This is a genomic window from Microbacterium sp. UBA1097 (assembly GCF_002313585.1).
Classification (GTDB): Bacteria; Actinomycetota; Actinomycetes; order Actinomycetales; family Microbacteriaceae; genus Microbacterium.
Genome location: NZ_DCBW01000008.1, coordinates 93,047 through 114,583 on the forward strand (window position 1 = coordinate 93,047; position 21,537 = coordinate 114,583).

Genomic DNA, 21,537 nt, shown 5'->3' on the forward strand with positions numbered 1-21,537 from the left:
AGCAGATCATGGGAAGGGTAGAGGGCAAGGTCGCCTTCATCACCGGAGCAGCTCGCGGACAGGGCCGCTCTCACGCCGTGCGTCTCGCACAGGAGGGCGCCGACATCATCGCCATCGACGTGTGCGAGCCGATCAACGCGGTTCCGTACGACCCGGCAACGGAAGAGGACCTGGCCGAGACGGTGCGCCAGGTCGAGGCGCTCGACCGCCGCATCGTCGCGACGAAGGCGGACGTGCGCGACATGGCGCAGGTCCAGAAGGCCATCGACGATGGCGTCGCGCAGTTGGGACGACTGGACATCGTCTCGGCGAACGCGGGGATCTCGGGCCGTCCGAACAGGTCGGAGGACATCCCCGACGACGAGTGGACGGACATGCTCGACATCAACCTCTCCGGGGTGTGGCGGTCGATCCGCGCCTCGATCCCCCACCTGCGGGCGGGGGGACGAGGCGGCTCGGTCATCATCACCAGCTCGGATGCCGGTCTGTTCGCGTACGAGAACATCTCGCACTACGTCTCGGCCAAGCACGGCGTCATCGGACTCATGCGCACGCTCGCGCTCGAGCTCGCCCGCGACATGATCCGTGTCAACGCGATCTGTCCGACCACGGTCGACACCGACATGGTGCAGAACGATGCGATCTACCGGCTGTTCCGTCCGGACCTCGAGAACCCGGGAAAGCAGGACTTCGCCGATGCGGCGGTGCAGATGAACGCCCTGCCGATCCCCTGGGTGGAAGCGGTGGACATCTCCAACGCGCTGCTGTTTCTCGCATCCGACGAGGCGCGCTACATCACCGGAGTGGCGCTTCCCGTCGACGCCGGCGCCGCGGTGAAATGACGCGTGAAGGAGCGGGAAGGACGTGATGGCATGACGATGCACGCGCTGTCCGCGCCGGAGGACGCGGAAACACTCCGTGAGAACCGTGCGCGCATCGCCGGGCGTCTGGTCGGCCGCGAGCGGGAGCTGGAGCTCACGCTCGCGGCCGTCGCCGCCGGTCGCGACATCGTGCTCGAGGGTCCTCCCGGCACGAGCAAGACCACGATCCTGCGCGCGATCACCGAGGAATGGGGCATCCCGCTGCTGTTCGTCGAAGGCAACGCCGACCTGACCCCGGCAAAGCTCGTGGGTCACCACAACCCCGCGCGGGTCCTGCGCGAGGACTACTCGCCCGAGAACTTCGTGCCCGGCCCGCTCCTGGAGGCCATGCAGCAGGGCGGCTTCCTGTACATCGAGGAGTTCAACCGCGCGCCAGAGGACACGCTCAACACGCTGCTGACGGCGATGGCCGACCGCTCCATCACGGTGCCGCGGGTCGGGAGGATCGAGGCGCAGCCGACGTTCCGGGTGATCGCCTCGATGAACCCGTACGACAACGTCGGTACGACACGGCTGTCCACGAGCGTGCACGACCGCCTCAACCGCCTCGCCGTCGACTATCAGTCGACGGCGGACGAGGAACGCATCGTGGCGCTGCGCTCCGGGGCCTCGGGGGCTCTGGGCGAGCGGATGATCGGCGACGCCGTCGCCGTCACGCGCGCCACCCGGACGCACCCCGACGTCCGCCAGGGCTCGAGCGTGCGCGGGGCGATCGACACGGTCCTCGTCGCCGGCCGCCTCGCGGAGCTGCGCGGGGTCGAAGATCCCTACGGGCAGGGGTATCCCGAACTGTTCTACGACGCCATGATCGTGGCGCTGTCGGGACGCATCCACCTCGACGAGGCCGCAGAGACGACGGCGGAGGCCGTCCTGCGCGAGATCTGGGAGGACCGCTTCGTCCTGGAGCCGCACAAGGCGGCGCCGGGATGAAGGGATGTCGCCGCCGACACGCCGCTCGAGAGCGGGCGGCGTCGCACCTCCACCGTGAAAGGCGCCCCGTTGCGGCGGGTGCCGAAGCAGCTCGACGAGAAGCCGACGGTGTTCGACGCCACGGGATCCGGTGCGGGAATGGTCCTTCGTTCCTCAGGCGGTGCGCGGCGCACTGCGGGCTCGGCGCGCGGCGCGACGGCGCCGGGTCAGACCGACGAGACTGCCGAGCTGGTCTCGGCTGCGCCCGAGGCGACGGCGGTCGATCCGGCGGTGCGCGCCCTCGCTCGGCAGATCGCCTCTCGACTGTCCCTGCGCCCGGCGCGTCAGGATGCGACCAGGCGACGCGGCATCGGCGATCTCGTGAGCCTGCCATACCGGGGCGGCTCGGACGAGATCGACCTGGATCGCACGATCGAGGTGCTCGCGGAGCATCCGGTTCCCGAGGACGACGACATCGTCGTGCGGGAGCGGATGCGCACCACCAGATCGGTCGTACTGCTGGTCGATGTCTCGGGGTCGATGCGGGGCGAACGCATCACGACGGCGGCGGCGACGGTGGGGGCGGTCTCTTCGGAGCTCGTCACCGACGCGCTCGCGGTCATCGCGTTCTGGTCGGATGCGGCGATCCTGCTGCGACTGGGAGACACCGTCACACCGATGAACCTGCTCGACGAGATCCTGCGCATTCGGGCGCAGGGCCTCACGAACGTCGCCTTCCCCCTGGAGCTCGCACAGCAGCAGCTCGCCCGGGTGCCGGCGCGGGACGCGCGTGTGCTGCTGCTCTCGGACTGCGTGCACAACGCGGGCCCCGACCCGCGGCCGCTGGCCGCGCGTCTGCCGCGCCTGGACGTGCTCCTGGACGCGACCGGGGAGAAGGACATAGACCTGGGCCGCGAACTCGCGGCCAAAGGGCGCGGCCTGTGCCGCGTGATACACGGATACCGGGACGTCGCGCCGGCCGTGAGCGAGATCTTCGCGGGCCGTTGACCCGCGAGAGAAAGAGGAGGACAGATGAGTTGGTGGCCATGGCGGCAGAATCCGTGGTTCGAGACGGTACTGGAGGCACAGCGCCGGGCGAAGAGGCGGCTCCCGCCGTCGGTGTACGCGGCGCTCGTCGCCGGATCGGAGCGCGGCGCGACGCCCAGGGACAACACCGACGCGTTCGCTGAGCTGGAGTTCGCGCCGCATGTGGCCGGCCACCAGGCACAGCGCGATCTGTCGACGACCGTGCTCGGCATCCCGATCTCGCTCCCGGTGCTCATCTCGCCGACGGGTGTGCAGGCGGTCGATCCGGAGGGTGAGGTCGCCGTGGCTCGTGCTGCGGCGGCGCGCGGGACGATCATGGGCCTGAGCTCGTTCGCGAGCAAGCCCGTCGAGCAGGTTGTCGAGGCCAACCCGAACACGTTCTACCAGCTGTACTGGACGGGGTCGAAGGAGCAGATGGTCCAGCGCATGGATCGGGCTCGCGCTGCCGGCGCGAAAGCCCTCATCGCGACCCTGGACTGGTCCTTCTCGATCGGGCGGGACTGGGGCAGCCCGTCGATCCCCGAGAAGCTGGATCTGAAGGCGATGATCGCGATGGCCCCCGAGGCCGTGCGCCGGCCCGGCTGGACGCTCGACTTCCTGCGCAGCGGCCTTCCCGACCTCACCGCGCCCAACCTGCAACCGCCCGATGGGGCGGCGCCGACGTTCTTCGGGGCCTACTACGAATGGATGCAGACCCCGCCGCCCTCCTGGGAAGACGTGGAGTGGCTACGCAAGGAGTGGGGCGGGCCTTTCCTCCTGAAGGGGATCACCCGGATCGACGACGCAAAGCGCGCCGTCGACATCGGTGCCGATGCGATCTCGGTCTCCAATCACGGCGGGAACAACCTCGACACGACACCGGCTACGATCCGGTGCCTTGAGCCGATCGCCAACGCGGTGGGCTCACAGCTTGAGGTACTCCTGGACGGTGGCATCCGTCGCGGTGGGGACGTCGCCAAGGCGCTCGCGCTCGGTGCTCGTGCCGTGATGATCGGTCGCGCATACCTGTGGGGGCTCGCCGCCAACGGACAGACCGGTGTCGAGAATGTTCTGGACCTGCTCCGGATGGGTCTGGATTCCGCCGTCCTCGGGCTCGGGCACTCCTCGATCACCGAACTCTCACCCGCCGATCTTTGGATCCCGTCCGACTTCTCCCGAGCTCTCGGTGCACCGACGGACGCTCCGGCGCCGCGCCGGCGCCCCGCGGCATCCGGGAAAGGAGCTGCTTCAGCTGCCAAGGCATGATGGCTCAATGAGCTTTCCCCGAGCGGACCGGACCGCATCGACGATGGGGGGTGTCGCCCGGCTCGCCTCGCGTACGTGGCAGGAAGCCGGCGGCATCATGGTCGTTCCCCTCGGATCGACCGAACAGCACGGGCCTCACCTGCCGCTCGACGTGGATGCGCGGATCGCGACCGCGGTGGCGGACGACCTCGTCGCGCGGTGGCGTGCCACCGGTCGTGACGCGTGCGCGGCCCCGGTCGTTTCGTTCGGCGCGAGCGGCGAGCACGCCGGGTTCGCTGGCACTGTCTCGATCGGCACGGAGGTTCTTCGGGCGATGATCATCGAGATCGGCCGCTCGGCGAGTGAATGGACCGAGCGGCTTGTCTTCGTGAACGGCCACGGCGGGAACGTGGATGCCGTAAGCAGCGCCGTGCGGGTGCTGGGCGACGAGGGTCGGGATGCGCAGTGGCTGCCGTGCGAAGTCGGTGGCGCCGATCCCCACGCCGGTCGCGCGGAGACATCGATCATGCTTCACCTGGATCCGGGCGCGGTGCGGCTCGACCGGGCCGAGCCAGGCGATACTCGGCCACTCTCGGCGATCCTTCCTGATCTTCGTCGAGCGGGAGTCGCCGCGGTGTCGCCCAACGGGGTGCTCGGCGATCCTTCCGGCGCGAGCGCGCAGGAAGGCGAATCCGTGCTCAAAGCGATGTGCGATCTCGCGTGGCAGCGCGCGCAAAGGACATCGTCGTGACCCTTCCCGACGGATACACGGTACGGATCGGCCGCCATACCCGGGTCGTCGATGACGGTGCGGTGCTGATCGGCGGAGCACCGGCCCGGGTCGCTCGACTCGCCGCTGCTGCCCAGTCACGGATGACCGGGCGCGAGGTCGTCGTGACCGACAGTGCGTCGCGGGCGCTTGCCGAGTACCTGCTTGAGAACGGCTTGGCCGATCCCGTCGCGCAGCGCCTTCCTCCCGCTGATCTCTCACAGCTTTCCGTCGTGATCCCGACGATGGACCGGCCGCGCCTGCTTGCGCGGCTCCTGCACAGCCTGCCCGAGGGGCTTGCCGAGGTCGTCGTCGTCGACGATGGGTCCGACGATCCGCACGCCGTCGCGGAGGTTGTCGCGGCGGCGGGAGCGCGACTGCTCTCGCACGAGACGAATCTCGGTCCCGCGGCGGCTCGGAACACCGGAACTGCGGTGGTGTCGACGGAGTTCATCGCCTTCGTCGACACCGACGTCATCCTTGACCCCGAGTGTCTCTCGCTGCTCGTTCGCCACTTCGCCGATCCGCGACTCGCGCTCGCCGCCCCCCGCATCATCGGCGCACGCGCGTCGACACCGACCTGGATCACCCGGTACGAGGACGCCCGCTCGTCCCTCGATCTCGGAGCCGTATCCGCGGCGGTCAAGCCGCAGACACGGGTCGCCTGGGTGCCGACGACGTGCGTCGTGGTGAGGCGCTCGATGCTGGGCGAGGGGTTTGATCCGCTCCTTCGCGCAGGCGAGGACGTGGACCTCGTCTGGCGACTGACAGACGCCGGGTATCGGGTGCGGTTCGAGCCGGGGGCGATCGCTCAGCACGAGCATCGGGCGCTGCCTCGGCAGTGGCTTGCGCGCAAGTTCTTCTACGGCACCGGCGCCCAGCCGCTGGCGGAGCGGCATCCCGACAACATCGCACCGGTCATTTTCGCTCCGTGGAGTCTGCTCGTGTTCGTTGCTGCCGTCGCTCAGCGGCGCTGGTCAACGCCGGTAATCGCGGTGACCGTCGGAGTGGTGATTGCGAGGATCGCTCGTCGAGTCGGGCACTTGCGGCATCCGTGGCGGGAGTCCGCGCGTCTCGCAGGCAACGGCCTTCTCTCTGCGATCGCACAGGGGATCGCGCTTTTCGTACGGCACGGGTGGCCGCTCGCCCTCCTCGGGTCGCTCCTGTCGCGACGGATTCGGCGCGCGACAGTCGTCGCGGCCATCGCGGACACGGTGTGGGAGTACGCGAGGTTGCGACCTCGGCTTGATCCGGTGCGATTTGCGCTCGCTCGGCGGCTGGATGATCTTGCCTACGGCGCTGGCGTGTGGTGGTCGTCGCTGCGGGGAAGATCCGTCCGAGCCCTGCTGCCGGCGATCGTTCGCACTGAGCGTCCGTCCGCGCGGCAGCGGCAACAGGGATAGGGCGACAGCGAACTACCCTGGAAGGATGGCTGGGAAGAAGGGCGCGAAACCGCTGGAGTTCCGCAACACGCAATTGGCTGATGCGCTTCAGACGCAGGACGTCGCAGCCGTTGCTTTTGCCCTGCGGCACGGTCCGACAGTGGTGCCGCTCATGAAGCCGGGGCAGCGCGACAATCCGCTCGACGTTGGTGAGGTTTGGACCTTTCGCGACCCGAACACCGGACAGGTCGCTCTCCTTCTGTTCAGCAACGCGGCAAACAAGCCGGCGACCCTTCCCCCGGCGGTCGCGCTGATGCCGCCGGCAAGCCTCAAGTCCTTTCTGCAGGCGCACCGCGACGAGATCACGACAGTCTTCTTCGACCTGGCGGGGCCTCATCCGATGCAGGCGAGCCCAGCCGACGTGCTTGCCGCTCTCGAGGTCCGGATCGAGGACTAACCCGGCCGGCAGCTAGAAACCTGGTCCATCGTCGGAGCGCCCAGCGCCGGGTCGCCGGCCCGGCCGCACCGTATGCAGACTCAAGTCCCCGAGTGCGCCACGGAGATTCTTGGATGCGGCATCCACCACTGTCCGGTAGCCGAGGCGTTCGGCCTCGGCCCGCCGCTGGGCAGCTTGCATCACAGGTCTGATTTCGCCGGCGAGGCTCAGCTCGCCGATCGCTGCGGTCCCCTTGGCGAGGGCAGTCTCACTGACGGCGTTGGCAACGGCGACCGCAATCGCGAGGTCCGCCGCGGGCTCGGCCAGGCGCACACCTCCGACCGTCGACACGTCGACGTCGTGGTCGCTGACGATCACACCTGCTCGGCGTTCGAGCACGGCAAGCACCATGGCAACGCGTGAGGCCTCTACGCCGTTGACGATGCGCCGCGGGTTCGGTGCGGAGGTCTTGATCGTGAGCGCCTGCACCTCGACCGGCAGTGCCCGGCGCCCTTCCATCGCGATCGTGACGCAGGTACCCGCTACGGGGTCGCCGTGCCCGAGGAACAGCGCGCTCGGGTCGGCGACCTCCTGGATGCCGTCACCGGTCATGTCGAAGCATCCGACCTCATCGGTCGGACCGAATCGGTTCTTCAGAGCGCGAACGAACCGCAGCGAGCTTTGGCGGTCGCCCTCGAAGTGGCAGACGACATCGACGAGGTGCTCGAGGATGCGGGGGCCGGCGATCGTCCCGTCTTTCGTGACGTGCCCGACGATGATGACCGGTAGTCCCCGTTCCTTCGCGACGCGGATGAGTGTCGACGCCACCTCACGCACCTGGGACGGATGCCCCGCCGCCCCCTCGTGCATCGCCGACGACACGGTTTGCACCGAGTCGACGATCAGGAGGCTCGGCTGGACCTCGTCGACGTTTCCGAGGATCGTCGCGAGGTCGGTCTCGCTCGCGAGGTACAGCTCGTCGTGCAGGGCACCGGTGCGCGAGGCCCTGAGCCGGACTTGAGCTACAGACTCTTCCGCACTGGCGTAGAGAACCCGGTGGCCGGATGCCGCGGAGTGCGCCGCGACATCCAGCAGCAGCGTCGACTTGCCAACTCCTGGTTCGCCGGAGAGCAGGATTGCGGCGCCGGGGACAAGCCCGCCACCGAGGACGCGGTCGAACTCTCCGATGCCGGTCGTTCGGCGGGGCGCATCGGATGCCGAGACCCGCGTGATCGGTTGCGCAGCGCGATCGGCGCTCGGCGCCGTGGGGGCGAGCGTCCGCACGATCCCGGTCTGCTCGGCTGCCTCGACCACCGTTCCCCACTGCTGGCATTCGCCGCAGCGGCCGACCCACTTGACCGTTGTCCAGCCGCACTCGGTGCACCGGTAGGGAGCGGCGGTGGTCGGGCGTTTGGCCATGCGATCAGGCTAGCCGTGGCATCCGACACCGCCTCTCGGCGCGCCCTGCCCTGTGGCTCATCAGTCGGCGGAAAGGACCGCCTCACCGACGACCTGTTGGGTCAGCGGCACCGAGTAGGCCATGAGGGCGCCGGCCTGCGCGTCACGGAAGATCCGCTGGATCGGGGAACTCAGCAGGAAGCTCCCGCCGCCACCGACGCGGAGCGCCTCGGCCGCTGCCTGCTTTGCCACCTCGTTGGCGAGCATCTTCGACTCGGCGGCGGCGGGCATCGCTTCCTCGGACCGCTCGTCGGCAAGCCAGGCGACGCGCTCGGCGAAAAGGCGTGCTGCCTGCAGCTGCGTCCACAGCATGCCGGTCTCCATCTGCACCCACTGGTTCTCGGCCTGGGAGGGCGCGCCGCCCTTGCTCTTGCGGGCGGCGGTGGCATAGGCATCCATCGCCGACTCGGCGATGCCGATCGAGAGCATCCCGAAGCCGACGGTGATGAGGTTGGCGTAGTCGGCAGGGGGGAAACCGCACCGGCGGGATGCCAGCAGCGGCGTGTTCTCGAACAGCACCGTGCGGCTGCGCGTGGCGCGCATTCCGACGGTCTCGTCGATGGGAGGGAAGCTGATGCTGTCATCCACAGTCACCCCGAAGAACGCCGGGACGCCGTCGATGCTGGTGTTGACGAGCATGTGGTCGGCGGCCTCGGAGCCGGACACGAACACCTTGCGGCCGGTGAGTGTCCAGTTCTCGCCGGCGGGAGTCGCGTCCTGCTGGGGCGCGAGGAAGAACCTGCCGCCGGCGGGTTCGGAGAGCGCGTTGACGAATCGCTTGCCAGTCCGCAGCTCGGCGGCGAAGAATGCTGCCTCGTCGGGACTCGACATCGTCACGAGCGCGTGAGCTGCACCGATGTGCATGAGCCAGACGGTGGCGACGGCGGGATGATGGGCGGCGAGGATCCGGACCGTGTGCGCCAACGTCACGTAGGACAGGCCCTGGCCGCCGTGCTCCACCGGGAGGAACGCGGCATCCAGTCCCGAGGCCGACAGGGCGCGCAGGTGTTCGACCGGTAGCCGAGCGTCACGGTCGTCGTCGGCAACGGTCGCCGCGAACTCCTCAGCGAGCGTTGTGACGGTGTCGATCCAGTATTGCTCGGCAGCGGGGACGGCGAACGGGGAGCGTCGGGTGAGCATGAGTGTTTCCTTGGTCGAGAGAGGTCAGGCGGGGGTGAGGCTCCGGGTACGGCCCGGCTTGCTGCGCACGTGCCGACCCAGGTGACGCCGGAGCGCCGCGCGAGAGGTCAGCACGAGAACGATCAGCGTGATGGCGTAGGGGAAGGTCTGGTAGAGCTCGCTCGGCAGCTGAATCGCGGTCGACTGCGCCAGCAGCGAGAAGCTCTGCAGGAAGCCGAACAGCAGCGCGCCGATCGCGATGCCCACGGGCGTCATCCGCCCCATGATCACGATCGCCAGCACGATGTAGCCGCGCCCTGCCGTGATGTCGGGGCTGAACGCGCCGATCGAGCCGAGGGTGATGACACTGCCCGCGAGTCCCGCGAGCGCCCCGCCGATCAGCAGCGTCCGGGCCCCGATCTGGCGCGGGCGGACGCCCCGAAGCGCCGCCGAGGTCGGGTCGGCACCGACGGCGCGCACCTGCAGGCCGAAGCGCGTGAAGCGGAACACCGCCCAGGCGGCGATGGCGAGCACGAGGGCGCCGTAGACGAGGGGACTCTGCCCGAACAGGGCAGGCCCGATGAGCGGGATGTCGGTGAGGATGCCGAGATCGAGCTTGGGTGCCGTCGGCACCGAGACGTTGGTTTGACCGGCGGGCACCCACAGTTGGTAGAGATAAGTGGACAGCCCCAGGCCCAGCATCGTGATCGCGAGCCCCACGACGATCTCGTTGGCGCCGAGGCGGTATACGACGACGTTCATGAGGGCAGCCAGGACGAGTCCGGTGAGCATCGCTGCGACCAGGCCCGCGACGAGTCCCGCGAAGCTCGCGACGAACACGGCCACGAACGCGCCGAGGATCATCATTCCCTCGATACCGAGGTTCAAGCGGCCCGCGCGCTCCACGAACCCCTCGCCGAGCCCGGCGATGACCAGGGGTGTGGCGAGCACGATAGCTCCCGCCAGGATGGAGGCCCACAGCTCGATGCTCATGATCGCTCCTCCGCGCCAGATGCCGGGGTGGGTTCACCGTCGGGAGTGACTGATGCGACATCCGTCAACGGAGGCGCCGCAGCGGGCCTGGCCGCCCCCGACCGCGCCGTAACACCGGCGACGGCGGCGACCCCCAGCAGCAGGACCCCCTTGATGACGTCGGCGATCGAAGAGGGCACGGTGCCCGTCGCCGATTGGATGCCCAGGGCTCCTGCGGTCAGCGCGGAGAAGAAGAGTGCGGCGAGCAGGATGCCGCCGGGCAGGAGCGCTCCGAGGAGGGCTACGGCGAGGCCCGAGAACCCGACGCCGCCGGAGACGGAGTTGAAGAGGCGCTCATTGACCCCCGCCACTTGTAGCCAGCCGACGACGCCCGCGCCGGCACCGGAGACGAGCATCGTGCCGTAGAGAGTTCGCGCGCGGGTTGTTCCCAAGCGCAGGGCCAGGCGGGGGCGTTCGGCGAACACGCCGATGCGGGTGGCCTGTGAGGTGCGCCGCCACCACTCGAACAGCACGGCGACCACGATGATCAGCAGCACGCCGATGTGCGCGCGTGTGCCGGGAATCAGATCGGGCAGAGCGGATGCCTCGGGCAGTTGCTGACTTTGCGGGGTGGCGGTGTTCTCGCCGCTGGCGAGCCACGTGCGCAGCGTCCAGCCGAGGAACCCCGCGGCGATGTAGTTCAGGAGCAGCGTGGACAGGATGATGTTCACGTGCCAGCGCTCGGCAAGCCACGCCGGCAGCAGGGCGAACGCGGCACCGCCCAGGGCCCCCGAGACCATGCCGATCACCCAGTAGACCGGGGCCGGGACCCCCTCGCCGAACAGGCCGGCTGTGCCGAGGGTTGCGGCGGTGGCGAAGATCGCGCCGAAGATCACCTGGCCCTCGGCTCCGACCGAGAAGACGCCCGCCCGCAGCGCGGGGATCAGGGTGAGGGCGACGATCGCGATCGGCACTGCCCCGACGAGCAGCTCACCGACACGGTACGGAGAGCTCGACACTCCGGCGATCAGCCCCTGCAAGCCGGCCAGTGGATCGGCACCGGCGATCAGGATGAGTACCGTCGCGACAACAAGCACGGCGACGACGACGGCGCCGGCGAGCATCCACCCGCGAAGTCGGCCGATCACGGATGCTCCCCGTGATCATGCGTGTGACCGCAGGCGCCCGCGGGGCCGGGGAGGAGCACATCGACGAAAGACTGCGTGGCGGCATCGATGAGGCCCCGCTCGGTGAGACCCAGGTCGGGCACGACGTACAGGCCGACGAACGACAGGATGATGTAGGGGGAGGGGATGCGGCATCCGAGGGCCGCGGTCGCGGCGTGACCGGCCGCGAGAGCGTCGGCAGTCTCTTGCCACGGCGCCGCACTCATCATCCCGCCGACGGGCAGCGGCACGCGTCCGACGACCTCGCCGTCAGCGACCGTGACGAAGCCGCCGCCCATGCGCGCGAGCTCTTCTACGGCCAGTCGCATCGACGCGTCATCCGCGCCGACGACCGCGACGTTCATGTTGGGGCAGTTCATGGTGATCGCCACCGCGCCGCGGGTCAGGCCGAATCCGCGCACGAACCCGATGCCGGTCTCGGCGGTGCCGTGATGGCGGTCGATGACCGCGATCTTCAAGACATCCGTGTCGGTGTCGGAGCGCACCTGTCCGTCGACGACGTCGAGGTTCGCCTCGAACTCTCGCTTGAAGTAGCCGTTGTACATCTCCATCGCGCGCACCCGCACGTGCTGCGCGCCCTCGGGCGCGGTCACCGCGAAGATGTCCATCGGAAGCTCGGCGGGAAGATGGACCGTGTCCAGGGTCCACGCCGGAAGCTCGTCGGTGTTGGCGAACACGGGCGCGCCGTCCTCCCCCTGCACCTCGCCGGCGATGATGACGTGCGAGGGACGGACCTCGGCGAGATCCGGGATGATCTGCAGGTCGGCCAGGCGTGAAGGGGCGAGGATGCCGAGCACCTGGTCGAGCCGGTAGTACTGTGCCGGCTGCGTGGTAGCCATCCGGTAGGCCAGCTGCGGGTCCACGCCGAAGCTGATGGCCTGACGGATGTGGTGATCGATGTGGCCCTCGGTCGACAGGTCGAGGGCGTGCTTGTCGTCGGCGCAGAAGCACAGGCTCCGAAGCGCCGGATCGATCGCCTCGAGGTCGGCGAACAGCCGTGGCGTGTTGTCGGTGAGCGAGGAGGCCATGATCGTGATCATCGCTCCGAGCCGCGTGCGCTCGAGGACCTCGTCGACGGTGGACGCGTTGTGGTCGTCGCTGATCCCCGCGGCAAGGTACCCCCAGAGCGACTCGTGCGTCTGCGCGGCAGTGTGACCCGTCATCCGTCGGCGCGCGGCGAGGGCCTCGCGGAAGCGTCCCGTCGAGCGCTCGCTGTAGTCGAACGGGTTGGTCTCGCCGAGTGTGGCAGTCACGTCATCCCACAGGCGCGCACGGACAGTCTCTTCGGGGATGACGGCACCGCCGAGTTCGAGGTGCGGGGCCCCTGGGGTGGTCGGAGAGACCTGCTGGAAGATGTGCAGCGGCGTGCGGGTGGACACCATGAAGTCCATCCCGTCTGCGCCCCACACGTTCGCTGCACCGTTGGGGTCGACCAGGACCGTGGTCGTGCCGCGGGGGACCGAGAGGCGCGCGAGTTCCCCGGGGGTGAGGTTCGTGTACTCGATGTGCAGGTGCGCGTCGATGAAGCCGGGAACGACATAGCTGCCGGATGCGTCGATCTCGCGCCGCGCGTCGGGCATGTGGCCCCAGGGGGTGAGCGTCGCGATGTGCCGCCCGCTGATGACGACATCCCGTTCGAGCCACTCCTCGGTGCCCGGCGACTGCACGAGGCCGCCACGAATGATGAGGTCAGGGGTCTCGTTCCCCGACGCGACGGCACGCACGCGCACCAGTTCCTCGGGCGTGGGGACCAGACTGCTCAGCTCGGTCACGACGGTTCCTTCTCAGTGGGGACGGACGGGGTCTCGGCGGATGCGGCATCCGGGGAATCTGCGGGACTCAGGCCCGCCATGGCCGCACCGACCTTGTCGGTGGTGACCTCGCTGATCGGCCATTCGGCGGCGATCCGTCCCGAGAACATCACCACGATGCGGTCCGCCAGATGAAGCAGCTCCTCGAGATCGTGGGACGCCACGAGCACCGCCGCGCCAGCTTCGGCTGCTCCGACAATCCGCTCGCGGATGGACTGGGCGGCCCGCAGGTCCAGTCCCTGGGTCGGTCCGTAGGCGAGGACGACGCGCGGTGATCCGGTGCCGAGTTCCCGGGAAACGAGAAGCTTCTGCTGGTTTCCACCCGAGAGTCCGCCGGCGGCGAGGGAGGGGGTGGCGGGGCGCACATCGAACGCTCGCAGCGTCGTCGCAGCGTCGGGGTTCGCGGTCGTGCCGCGCGACCGCGGGCGTGACGCTCTCGGGATGGCGGCGCTGTCGTACAGCGAGAGGGTGTCACCGAGGCTCAGGGTCGGAACCAGGCCGTCGCTGCGTTCCTCGGGAATCCAGGCGACCCCGCGCGAGAGCAGGTCCACGGCGCGCGGCGCCTCGAGATCGTCGACCCGGAATGCTCCGGTGCGCGCAGGGGTCAGTCCCGCAAGAACGTCCATCAGCGTGTTCTGGCCGCTTCCGGCAACGCCCGCGACGCCGACGATCTCGCCGGCGCGGACGTGGAGGCTGACGGCGTCGAGGTCGGCATCCGTGTCGGAGATTGCGGTGACCTCGTGCAGCGAGATGACCGGCTCCCCCGGAAGCCGCGGCGCCCGCGCGGCGGCCGTAGGAAGCTCGCCGACCATGAGGCGTGCGACCCGCTGCGGGCTGAGATCTGCCGCAGGCCCGTGGTGCACGAGCCTGCCGTGGGAGAGGACAGAGACATCGTCAGCGACGGCTCCGACCTCGTCGAGGCGGTGGGTGATGAGCACGATCGCGGTGCCGCCTTCGCACAGGGAACGAAGGTGGTCGAACAGGCCGCCGACCTCTCGGGGGCCGAGGCTCGCGGTGGGTTCATCCAGGATGAGGGTCGTTGCCCCTTCGGCCAGGGCGACGACGATCTCACCGAGCTGTCGGTGAGCCTGCGTGAGGTTTCGCGTGGGAACTGTCAGGTCGACATCGACCTCGGCGCGTTCGAGAGTGTGAGAGAGCAGCTCGTGGGCCGCGCGGCGACGAAGGACGCGCCGCGGGCTGACGAGCAGGAAGTTGTCGAGCAGCGAGAGTTCACCGACAAGGCTCAGTTGTTGCGGAACCATATTCACGCCGCGCGCTTTGGCTTCGGCACGGTCGCGTGGTGCGTAGACGGCATCGCCGATGGTCATGGTGCCGGCATCCGGTTCCTGGATTCCCGCGAGGATCTTCGCGAGGGTGGACTTGCCGGCGCCGTTCTCGCCGACGAGGGCGTGCACAGTACCGGGGCGCACGAGAATGTCGACGCCATCGAGTGCCCGCGTGGTGCCGAAGGTCTTCGAGACCGACCGGGCCACCAGGGCCCGGCCGGTCTCGAGGGAGGAGGTGCTGGTCAAGAGATCGTGATGCTTCCGTCGTTGAGGCCGGCGATGAGCTCGTCGACCTTCGTCGCGACATCCGCGGGAATGGCGCCGTCGACGTCGTTGATCTCCTGGTAGGCGATGCCGCCGTTCTGCAGGGTCGAGACGACGCTCTTGCCGCCGAAGTCACCGGCAGCAACCTCTTCGACCCACGCCTTCACGATCGGGTACATGTCGAGGTCCACCGTCGACACGTTCACCGACAGAGCCTCTTCGCCGGCAGCCGGTGAGACGCCGACGGTGGGGACGCCCGCGTCGGCAGCGGCAGCCCCGACGCCCGCGGCGATGCCGTCACCCGTGGTGAAGACGAGCCCGGCACCCTGGCCGATGAGGCCCGTGGTAGCGGAGGCGGCGGCCTCGGCGTCATCGAAGCTTCCCGCGTAGACGACGGGCAGTAGCTCGGCGTTCGGATTGGCTGCGGTGACACCCTCCTGGAAGAAGGCGTCGGTCGCGACGACGAAGTCGAGCTCCATGCTCTCGACGCGGCCGATCGGCGAGAGCTGCGTGAGCCCCGCAATGTAGCCGGAGAGGTAGCCGACCTGGGCTGCGTCATACGTCCACGTCTCGACGTTGTCGGTGTACTTGTCGAGAATGTCCACACCGCCCGACGCGGTGAACGAGACATCCGGGAAGTCCTCGGCGACCGAGAAGATCGCGTCACCGAGCTCGATACCGTGACCGATGATCAGGTCGACACCCTGGCTGGCGAAGTCGGCGATGACCGGTTCGCTCTCGGCGGGGTCGGCCATCTGCTCGCGCAGCTCGTAGGTGATGAGGCCTTCCTCCTCAAGCTGTGCGAGGGCGTCGGCGAGGGCCTGGTTGAAGGCGCCGTCGTTCGCGTTGCCCGGGGTGAGAGCGCCGACGGTGATGACGTCGGACGCGGGGTCTTCGGATGCCGCGGGCTCGGTCGAGCCCGAGCATCCGGCGAGCACGACCGCGGCGGTCGCGGCTGTCGCGATGAACGCGAGAGAGCGGGAGATGCGCATGCTGTGTCCTTTCGGGAGCGTCAGAGATGTGTTGGTGCAGGGGTGGTGATGTGGAATCCGTCGGCGAGGGTGGCGCCGACGAACGCGTGGGAGTCAGGGGACCACTGCCCGAGCACGGCCCCGGAGGCGATGTCGAAGCAGGGGTGGAGGGTGACAGTTGACGGCGTCGCGTAGAGGTCCGCGTCGTCGATGCAGACGACGTCGGTGCCGTGCAGGTCGCGGACGATGCCGGTTGCCGGGAGCGTGCCCGCGCGCTCTGCGGCGACGACGAGCGCCGTGGTGAGAAAGCCGCGAAGAGCGGTGTCGTTCTCGCACAGGGCTTCGGTCTTGGTGCATCCCTCGACCCAGTGCACGGTGTCGGCATCCACCGTCACGGCGCTTGTCTGCGTCCCGAGGGCGGCGTTTCCTTGTGAGAGGACGTCGATCTCGAGCGTGAAGTCGTCGCCGGAGCGGGCGAACGAGATGCGCTCGGTGTAGAGCGGTTCCGACTTCGTGCCGACGACCGCGAACCGGTCGGGCCAGCTCGCCACAATGGGTGCCAACGGCACGGTGCCGTCGCTGGCATGCGCGCTCGCCGCCCACACCAGTGCGAGCGCCGTCGACGCGACAAGTGCCGCGGAGGCGATCGTGACCGGTGGGCGCAGCTGACTCATGATGCCGATGCCACCTCGAGTGCGTCTAGTTCGGCGAGGAGGTCGCGCTTGAGGTCGTCTGGCGCGAACGATGCCTCGATCGAGCGGCGAGCGAAGCCGGCGAGGTCAGCTTCGGTGAAACCGAACTGGGCGGCAGCCACAGCCCAATCAGCTTCGAGTGTCGTGCCGAGGGGAACCGGGTCGTCGGTGTTCAGCGTGACACGGACGCCGGCATCCAGGAGGCGCGGCAGCGGGTGCGAGGCCCAGTCGGGGTAGATGCCCAGCGACACGTTTGAGCGCGGGCACACGCCCAGGCTGATCTCGTCGCGCACGAGCCGTTCGATGAGCGCCGGATCCTCGATCGAGCGCACCCCGTGGTCGATGCGCTCCGCCCGCAGCAGATCGATCGCATCCCAGACGCCCGCGGGGCCGCTCGATTCTCCGGCGTGGACGGTGCGACGCAGACCGGCCACGGCTGCGCGGGCGAAGGCTGTCTGGAACTTCTCGCCGGTGCGACCCGTGACCTTTTCGTCGCCGTCGACGGAGAGCGCGACGACACGCTCGGGACGCTGGTAGGTCAGGGCGGCGACGATGTCTTCGGCCTCGCGAGCCGTCTGGCTGCGCAGCAGCGAATAGGCGATGCCGGTCTCGCACAGGCCGTCCTGGGCCGCCTCATCGAACCCTTCCGACAGGGCAGCCAGCAGATCGAGTTCGCGCCCGCGCCAGGCGTTCCAGTGGGTCGGATTGACGATGACATCCGAGTAGCGGATGCCGGAGGCGGTCTGCCGGGCAGCGAAAGCGTAGGCCACCCGCGCCGCCTGTTCCGGTGTGCGGACGAGACCGCACTGCCAGTCGAGGAAGCGGAGGAAGCCGGTGAGCCCTGCGGATCCCGCTCCCGTGCCGCCGCCGGTGGTCACGCTGGGAGCGGAGAAGTCGTCGTGCGTCGAGATGTCGAAGATCGTCCGGGCCGGCCCCGGGAGTGCGACGCCGCTCTCTTTCGCGAGCACGAGCATCTCATGCAGCGAGAAGGTGCCCTCGAGGTGGATATGCACCTCGGCTTTCGGGAGCGCACGGATTGCCTGTTCGTCAATGCGTGCGGCGGTGGGGGCGGGGGTCGGCATGGGGATGCTGCGCCTTTCGGGTCGGCTCCCAGCACGCTATCCGGCGACCAGTACTTGTTGACAAGTTGACCCGTAACCTTTCGACACCTGTAACAGCGCTGTAATCGGGGCGCCAAATTACGGCTTGTTACGACGTAGACTCGGGGCGACTATTTCGACTTGTTCACAAGGGAGCCTTTCCGTGTCTGATCTGACCGACCCTGACCTCGCGCATCTTCGGGCATCCATCGACATCGCCGCCCAGACGCGCGAAGCAGGCGCCCACCCCTTCGGTGCACTCGTGGTCGATGCGTCCGGTGCGGTAGTTGCGACAGCGGGGAACAATTCACTGCCGCCGGCCGGGGACCCGACCCAGCACGCCGAACTGCGCGCTGTCGCTGCGGCCGCGCGAGAGTTGGGAATCGATGGCATGAAGGGTTCGACGCTGTACACCAGTGCCGAGCCGTGCGTCATGTGTTCGGGGGCTGCCTATTGGGCGGGCATCGACCGGGTCGTCTATGCGCTCTCGGAGTACCGGCTGCTCGGGCTCACCGGCGACCACCCCGAGAACCCGACGTTCTCGCTGCCCTGCCGCGAGGTGTTCGCCCGGGGCCAGCGGACGATCGAGGTCTCGGGACCGCACCTGGAAGACGAGGCATCCGTCGTTCACGAGGGCTTCTGGGTCTAACGGCACGGCCTGTCCGGGGCATCCGTTCGTCGAGGACGGCCTACAGCGCACTCCACGGCGGGCGGACGGTTCGCACGAGCGAGTAGGACACGATGCCGGGGTCGTGATACTCGGTGCTGTGCAGGATGCGGCTGCCACTCGCGCCGATACCGATGACCTCCAGCGTCATGACCGGGGTGCCCTCGGGCTTCTCGAACAGGTCGGCGAGCTCGCCCGAGAGCGTCACCACGCCGGGGGTTGTCACCTCCCACACGACCGGCTCTCCCCACACCCGTGCCGCGAAGGTGAAGACGGACTCGCTCGGGTCGAACTCCGCGGGCAGTTCGTCCGGAATCGGCACCGTGTCGTCGGCGATCATCGCGACGGCGCCATCCGCCCGCCACCGCTTTCGGACGGCCAGTCGAGTCGTGTCTGCAGGCCGTTCCATCACGGCGCCGATCTCAGCGCCCAGGGGCAGGGTGCGGGACTCGAGCACCTCCACCTCGGCGTGGTAGCCGAGTCGGTCGAGGAGCTCGGTGTGTTCGAACTGCTCCTCCAGGCGGACGCTCAACCGCAGCGCGATCGGATCCACCGTGGTCACCGTGCCCTGTCGCCGCCGCACGATCCCCTGCGCCTCGAGCTGGGCCATCGCGTTGCGCAGTTGCTGGCGACTGCACTCCAGGCGCGCCGTCAACTCCAGTTCCCCGGGCAACGGGGCCCCGAGCGCCGCCGCCTCGCGCACGTAGCGCAGGAGCCCATGCTGGACGCGCATCGTGTCCGCGTCGCCACCCGGGCGTGGCAGCGGGAGGTAGGTGGTCACGGGTTCTCCTCACACGGACGCGTTCGCAGTGGGGCTGACCACACGCTATCGGTCCGCCACGGCATCCGTCGCCAACTCAGCAGGACCGGCGCCATCGCCCCGCTCCTGCTGTGCCGAGTCGCCGAAGTTCCGCCGATCGTGAGGAGTTAGCGACGCCTGTGGGTGCGCCCGATCCAGGTCAGCGCAGCGACACCGCCACCTCGCGCAGGGCGTCGGCGGAGCGGCGCAGCAGGGCGAGTTCATTCAGAGAGAACGGTGTCTCGCGGATCGGGAACGCGCCGCGGGAGTTCACGATCGAGGGCACGGAGAGAGCGACGCCATCGATCCCGTGGAAGTCCTTCAGCACGGTGCTCACCGGCAGGACCGCGTGCTCATCGCTCAGGATCGCCTCGATGATCCGAGCCGACGACAGCCCGATCGCGTAGTTGGTCGCGCCCTTGCCCTGGATGACCTTGTAGGCGGCATCCCGAACATCGACGGTGATCGCGTCGAGCTCATCGACCGTCATGCGGGGGTGGCCCTCCGACTCCCAGTCGAGGATCGGAACCGTCCCGATCATCGCGTGGGACCACAGCGCGAACTCGGTATCCCCATGTTCGCCGATGATGTGCGCGTGAACGCTCGAGGTCGCCACCCCAGCGCGCTGAGCGAGCTTCCAGCGCAGCCGGGACGTGTCGAGCACGGTTCCCGACGCGAACAGTCGCTCCGGAGGAAGCCCGGTCTCCTCCTGTGCGAGCACCGTCAGCACATCGCACGGGTTGGTCACGATCACGTAGACCGCGTCGGGGGCGACTTCCAGCAGCTGAGGCAGCATCTTTCGCAGGATGCCGGCATTCACGCCCGCAAGCTCGATGCGGCTCTGCCCCGGGTTCTGCTTCGCGCCGGCGGTGATCACGACGACGTGCGAACCCGCGGCTACCGAGATGTCGCTGCCGCCGGTGATGTCGCTCGTGCCGGTGAACAGGGTGCCGTGAGCGAGATCGAGAACCTCGGCATCCACCTTCGCGGTATTGATGTCGTAGAGGGCGACATGGCGGGCTGAGCCGCGGATGAGGGCGGCGTAGGCGACGCTGGAGCCGACGCTGCCGGCGCCGACGACGGTGACTTTCGAGTTCTCGATCACACTCATGGGGGACAGTCTTACAGGTCGGTGTTACGCGCCGGTAGCCGGCTCCGCCCGCTTCTCGACTGGTGCGACGTCGGAGTTCCGGATGCCGAGGAACGACACGATCCCGCCAGCCACCATGAGTCCGGCGGTGACGATCGCGGCGCGGCGGAATCCGTCAAGATCGAGGCTGCCGGCGACGATCGTCGCGAGCGTCGCGATGATGAGAAGCCCGGCGATGCGCGCGATGGCGTTGTTCACGGCGGAGGCGATGCCGGAGCGGGCCGGATCCACCGCGCCGAGGATCGCCGCGGTGAGGGGCGAGACCGTGATGGCAAGCCCAAGTCCGAAGAGGATGAGCCCCGGAAGGAGTTGGAGCCAGTAGTTGACGGGGTCGGTGACCGTGAGAAGCAGCAGCGATCCGCCGGCCATCACGAGCGGTCCGACGGTCATGAAGATCCGCGGCCCGAAGCGGTCGGACAGGGACCCCATCGATGCACTCAGCAGCACCATCATGACGGTGGTCGGCAGGCTCGCAAGCCCCGCGAGAGTCGCCGAGAACCCAGCCTCCTGCTGCAGGTAGACCGTGACGACGAAGCCGTTGAGCGAGAGCGCTGCGTACACGAACAGGGTCGCGATGTTCCCGGTCCAGAAGTTGCGGATGCGGAAGAGGTCAAGCGGCAACATCGGCGCCGTCGCCGACCGCTGACGCCAGAGGAAGAGCGCGAACAGAAGGATGCCGGCCGCGAACGTCGCCCAGATCACGGGCGATCCCCATCCGAGGTTCGGTTGTTCGATCAGCGCGAAGACCGCCCCGCCGAGTCCGAAGGTGCACAGGGCGGTGCCGATCCAGTCGATGCGAGCGTCGGGGCGGCGCTCGTCGCGCTCGCCGAGGGTGTGGAGGAGCCACAGCGTGATGCCGATCGGTACGACGTTGATGACGAACGCGAATCGCCACGACAGGTAGTCGACGAAGACGCCGCCGATGAGGGGCCCGACGATCATGGCGCCGGTGGTCATGGCCGTCCAGATGCCGATCGCCCGGCCGCGCATCGCGCCGTCGAAGCGCGAGGTGATGAGCGCCAGCGAGCTGGGAACGAGGAACGCGCCCGCCGCACCCTGCACGGCGCGGGCGATGATCAGGATGACGGGGTCTGGCGCGATCGCGATCACGACGGATGCCGCGGCGAATCCGTAGAGGCCGATGCGCAGCACGAGCAGCCTGCCGAAGGCATCCGAGATCGAACCGGCGAGCAGGATGAGTGATCCGAGGGTGATGAGGTAGGCGTCCACCACCCACTGCTGGGTCGTGAGTCCGCCGCCGAGCTCGGTCTCGATCGCGGGAAGGGCGACGTTGATGAGCGTGCCGTCGAGGAACGCGACGGACGACGCCAGGATCGCGATCGTGAGGATGAGTCGCTGCGATCGACTCATGCGAGATGCCACACCGTCACGCTACGCGCTTCGCGCGGCGGT

At 68.7% G+C, this 21,537-nt stretch carries 20 protein-coding genes; 8 read left to right on the forward strand and 12 right to left on the reverse strand.

Features of this window, described 5'->3' with window-relative positions; all coding sequences use genetic code 11:
• Positions 1 to 8: 8 nt before the first annotated feature.
• From B4F19_RS01850 to B4F19_RS01880, 7 genes are all read left to right on the forward strand, one after another.
• Positions 9 to 842 carry a mycofactocin-coupled SDR family oxidoreductase gene (locus B4F19_RS01850; protein WP_292732477.1) on the forward strand — a complete coding sequence of 278 codons (834 nt, stop codon included), beginning with the start codon at positions 9 to 11 and terminating at the stop codon, positions 840 to 842.
• 30 nt (positions 843 to 872) lie between these two features.
• The gene (locus B4F19_RS01855) at positions 873 to 1,811 is read left to right on the forward strand and encodes an AAA family ATPase (RefSeq protein WP_292732479.1); all 939 of its coding nucleotides are present in this window, start codon (positions 873 to 875) and stop codon (positions 1,809 to 1,811) included.
• A gap of 78 nt (positions 1,812 to 1,889) precedes the next feature.
• On the forward strand, positions 1,890 to 2,798 hold the full coding sequence (locus B4F19_RS01860; RefSeq protein WP_292732481.1) for a vWA domain-containing protein: 909 nt from the start codon (positions 1,890 to 1,892) through the stop codon (positions 2,796 to 2,798).
• 24 nt (positions 2,799 to 2,822) lie between these two features.
• Positions 2,823 to 4,082: a pre-mycofactocin synthase MftD gene (mftD, locus tag B4F19_RS01865; RefSeq protein ID WP_292732483.1), complete on the forward strand. Its 1,260-nt coding sequence runs from the start codon at positions 2,823 to 2,825 to the stop codon at positions 4,080 to 4,082.
• A gap of 7 nt (positions 4,083 to 4,089) precedes the next feature.
• On the forward strand, positions 4,090 to 4,812 hold the full coding sequence (gene mftE / locus B4F19_RS01870) for a mycofactocin biosynthesis peptidyl-dipeptidase MftE (RefSeq protein WP_292732484.1): 723 nt from the start codon (positions 4,090 to 4,092) through the stop codon (positions 4,810 to 4,812).
• On the forward strand, positions 4,809 to 6,233 hold the full coding sequence (mftF, locus tag B4F19_RS01875) for a mycofactocin biosynthesis glycosyltransferase MftF (protein WP_292732486.1): 1,425 nt from the start codon (positions 4,809 to 4,811) through the stop codon (positions 6,231 to 6,233). The genes mftE and mftF overlap by 4 nt, the downstream gene beginning before the upstream one ends.
• Before the next feature lie 25 nt (positions 6,234 to 6,258).
• Complete coding sequence (locus tag B4F19_RS01880) at positions 6,259 to 6,669, forward strand: dehydrogenase (RefSeq protein WP_292732488.1); 411 nt, start codon at positions 6,259 to 6,261, stop codon at positions 6,667 to 6,669.
• A gap of 12 nt (positions 6,670 to 6,681) precedes the next feature.
• Here B4F19_RS01880 and radA read toward each other — a convergent pair whose 3' ends face one another.
• From radA to add, 9 genes are read right to left on the reverse strand one after another with little or no spacing between them, the layout of a single operon-like run.
• Positions 6,682 to 8,067 (reverse strand): DNA repair protein RadA, encoded by a 1,386-nt coding sequence (radA, locus tag B4F19_RS01885; protein WP_292732490.1) that lies wholly within the window; start codon positions 8,065 to 8,067, stop codon positions 6,682 to 6,684.
• Between the two features lie 60 nt (positions 8,068 to 8,127).
• On the reverse strand, positions 8,128 to 9,246 hold the full coding sequence (locus tag B4F19_RS01890) for an acyl-CoA dehydrogenase family protein (RefSeq protein ID WP_292732492.1): 1,119 nt from the start codon (positions 9,244 to 9,246) through the stop codon (positions 8,128 to 8,130).
• Positions 9,247 to 9,270: 24 nt separating this feature from the next.
• On the reverse strand, positions 9,271 to 10,218 hold the full coding sequence (locus tag B4F19_RS01895; RefSeq protein ID WP_292732494.1) for an ABC transporter permease: 948 nt from the start codon (positions 10,216 to 10,218) through the stop codon (positions 9,271 to 9,273).
• Positions 10,215 to 11,345 carry an ABC transporter permease gene (locus tag B4F19_RS01900; RefSeq protein WP_292732496.1) on the reverse strand — a complete coding sequence of 377 codons (1,131 nt, stop codon included), beginning with the start codon at positions 11,343 to 11,345 and terminating at the stop codon, positions 10,215 to 10,217. Before B4F19_RS01900 ends, B4F19_RS01895 begins: the two co-directional genes overlap by 4 nt.
• A complete protein-coding gene (locus B4F19_RS01905) occupies positions 11,342 to 13,156 on the reverse strand; it encodes an adenine deaminase C-terminal domain-containing protein (RefSeq protein WP_292732498.1) in 1,815 nt (604 codons plus the stop codon). The genes B4F19_RS01900 and B4F19_RS01905 overlap by 4 nt, the downstream gene beginning before the upstream one ends.
• Entirely contained in the window at positions 13,153 to 14,727 is a 1,575-nt protein-coding gene (locus tag B4F19_RS01910) for an ABC transporter ATP-binding protein (RefSeq protein WP_292732500.1), read from the reverse strand. Before B4F19_RS01910 ends, B4F19_RS01905 begins: the two co-directional genes overlap by 4 nt.
• Entirely contained in the window at positions 14,724 to 15,737 is a 1,014-nt protein-coding gene (locus B4F19_RS01915; RefSeq protein WP_292732502.1) for a BMP family lipoprotein, read from the reverse strand. The genes B4F19_RS01910 and B4F19_RS01915 overlap by 4 nt, the downstream gene beginning before the upstream one ends.
• A 20-nt stretch (positions 15,738 to 15,757) precedes the next feature.
• Positions 15,758 to 16,390 (reverse strand): hypothetical protein, encoded by a 633-nt coding sequence (locus B4F19_RS01920; protein WP_292732504.1) that lies wholly within the window; start codon positions 16,388 to 16,390, stop codon positions 15,758 to 15,760.
• Positions 16,387 to 17,490, reverse strand: coding sequence for an adenosine deaminase (add, locus tag B4F19_RS01925; protein ID WP_292732506.1), 1,104 nt, complete (start codon positions 17,488 to 17,490; stop codon positions 16,387 to 16,389). The genes B4F19_RS01920 and add overlap by 4 nt, the downstream gene beginning before the upstream one ends.
• 181 nt (positions 17,491 to 17,671) lie before the next feature.
• Between add and B4F19_RS01930 the strand changes: the two genes are divergently transcribed.
• On the forward strand, positions 17,672 to 18,157 hold the full coding sequence (locus tag B4F19_RS01930) for a nucleoside deaminase (RefSeq protein ID WP_292732508.1): 486 nt from the start codon (positions 17,672 to 17,674) through the stop codon (positions 18,155 to 18,157).
• Between the two features lie 40 nt (positions 18,158 to 18,197).
• Here B4F19_RS01930 and B4F19_RS01935 read toward each other — a convergent pair whose 3' ends face one another.
• From B4F19_RS01935 to B4F19_RS01945, 3 genes are all read right to left on the reverse strand, one after another.
• Positions 18,198 to 18,956 (reverse strand): GntR family transcriptional regulator, encoded by a 759-nt coding sequence (locus tag B4F19_RS01935; RefSeq protein ID WP_292732510.1) that lies wholly within the window; start codon positions 18,954 to 18,956, stop codon positions 18,198 to 18,200.
• 178 nt (positions 18,957 to 19,134) lie between these two features.
• Positions 19,135 to 20,085, reverse strand: coding sequence for an L-lactate dehydrogenase (locus B4F19_RS01940; RefSeq protein WP_292732512.1), 951 nt, complete (start codon positions 20,083 to 20,085; stop codon positions 19,135 to 19,137).
• A 24-nt stretch (positions 20,086 to 20,109) separates the two neighbouring features.
• Positions 20,110 to 21,495, reverse strand: a complete 1,386-nt coding sequence (locus B4F19_RS01945) for an MFS transporter (RefSeq protein ID WP_292732639.1) — start codon at positions 21,493 to 21,495, stop codon at positions 20,110 to 20,112.
• Positions 21,496 to 21,537: the final 42 nt, after the last annotated feature.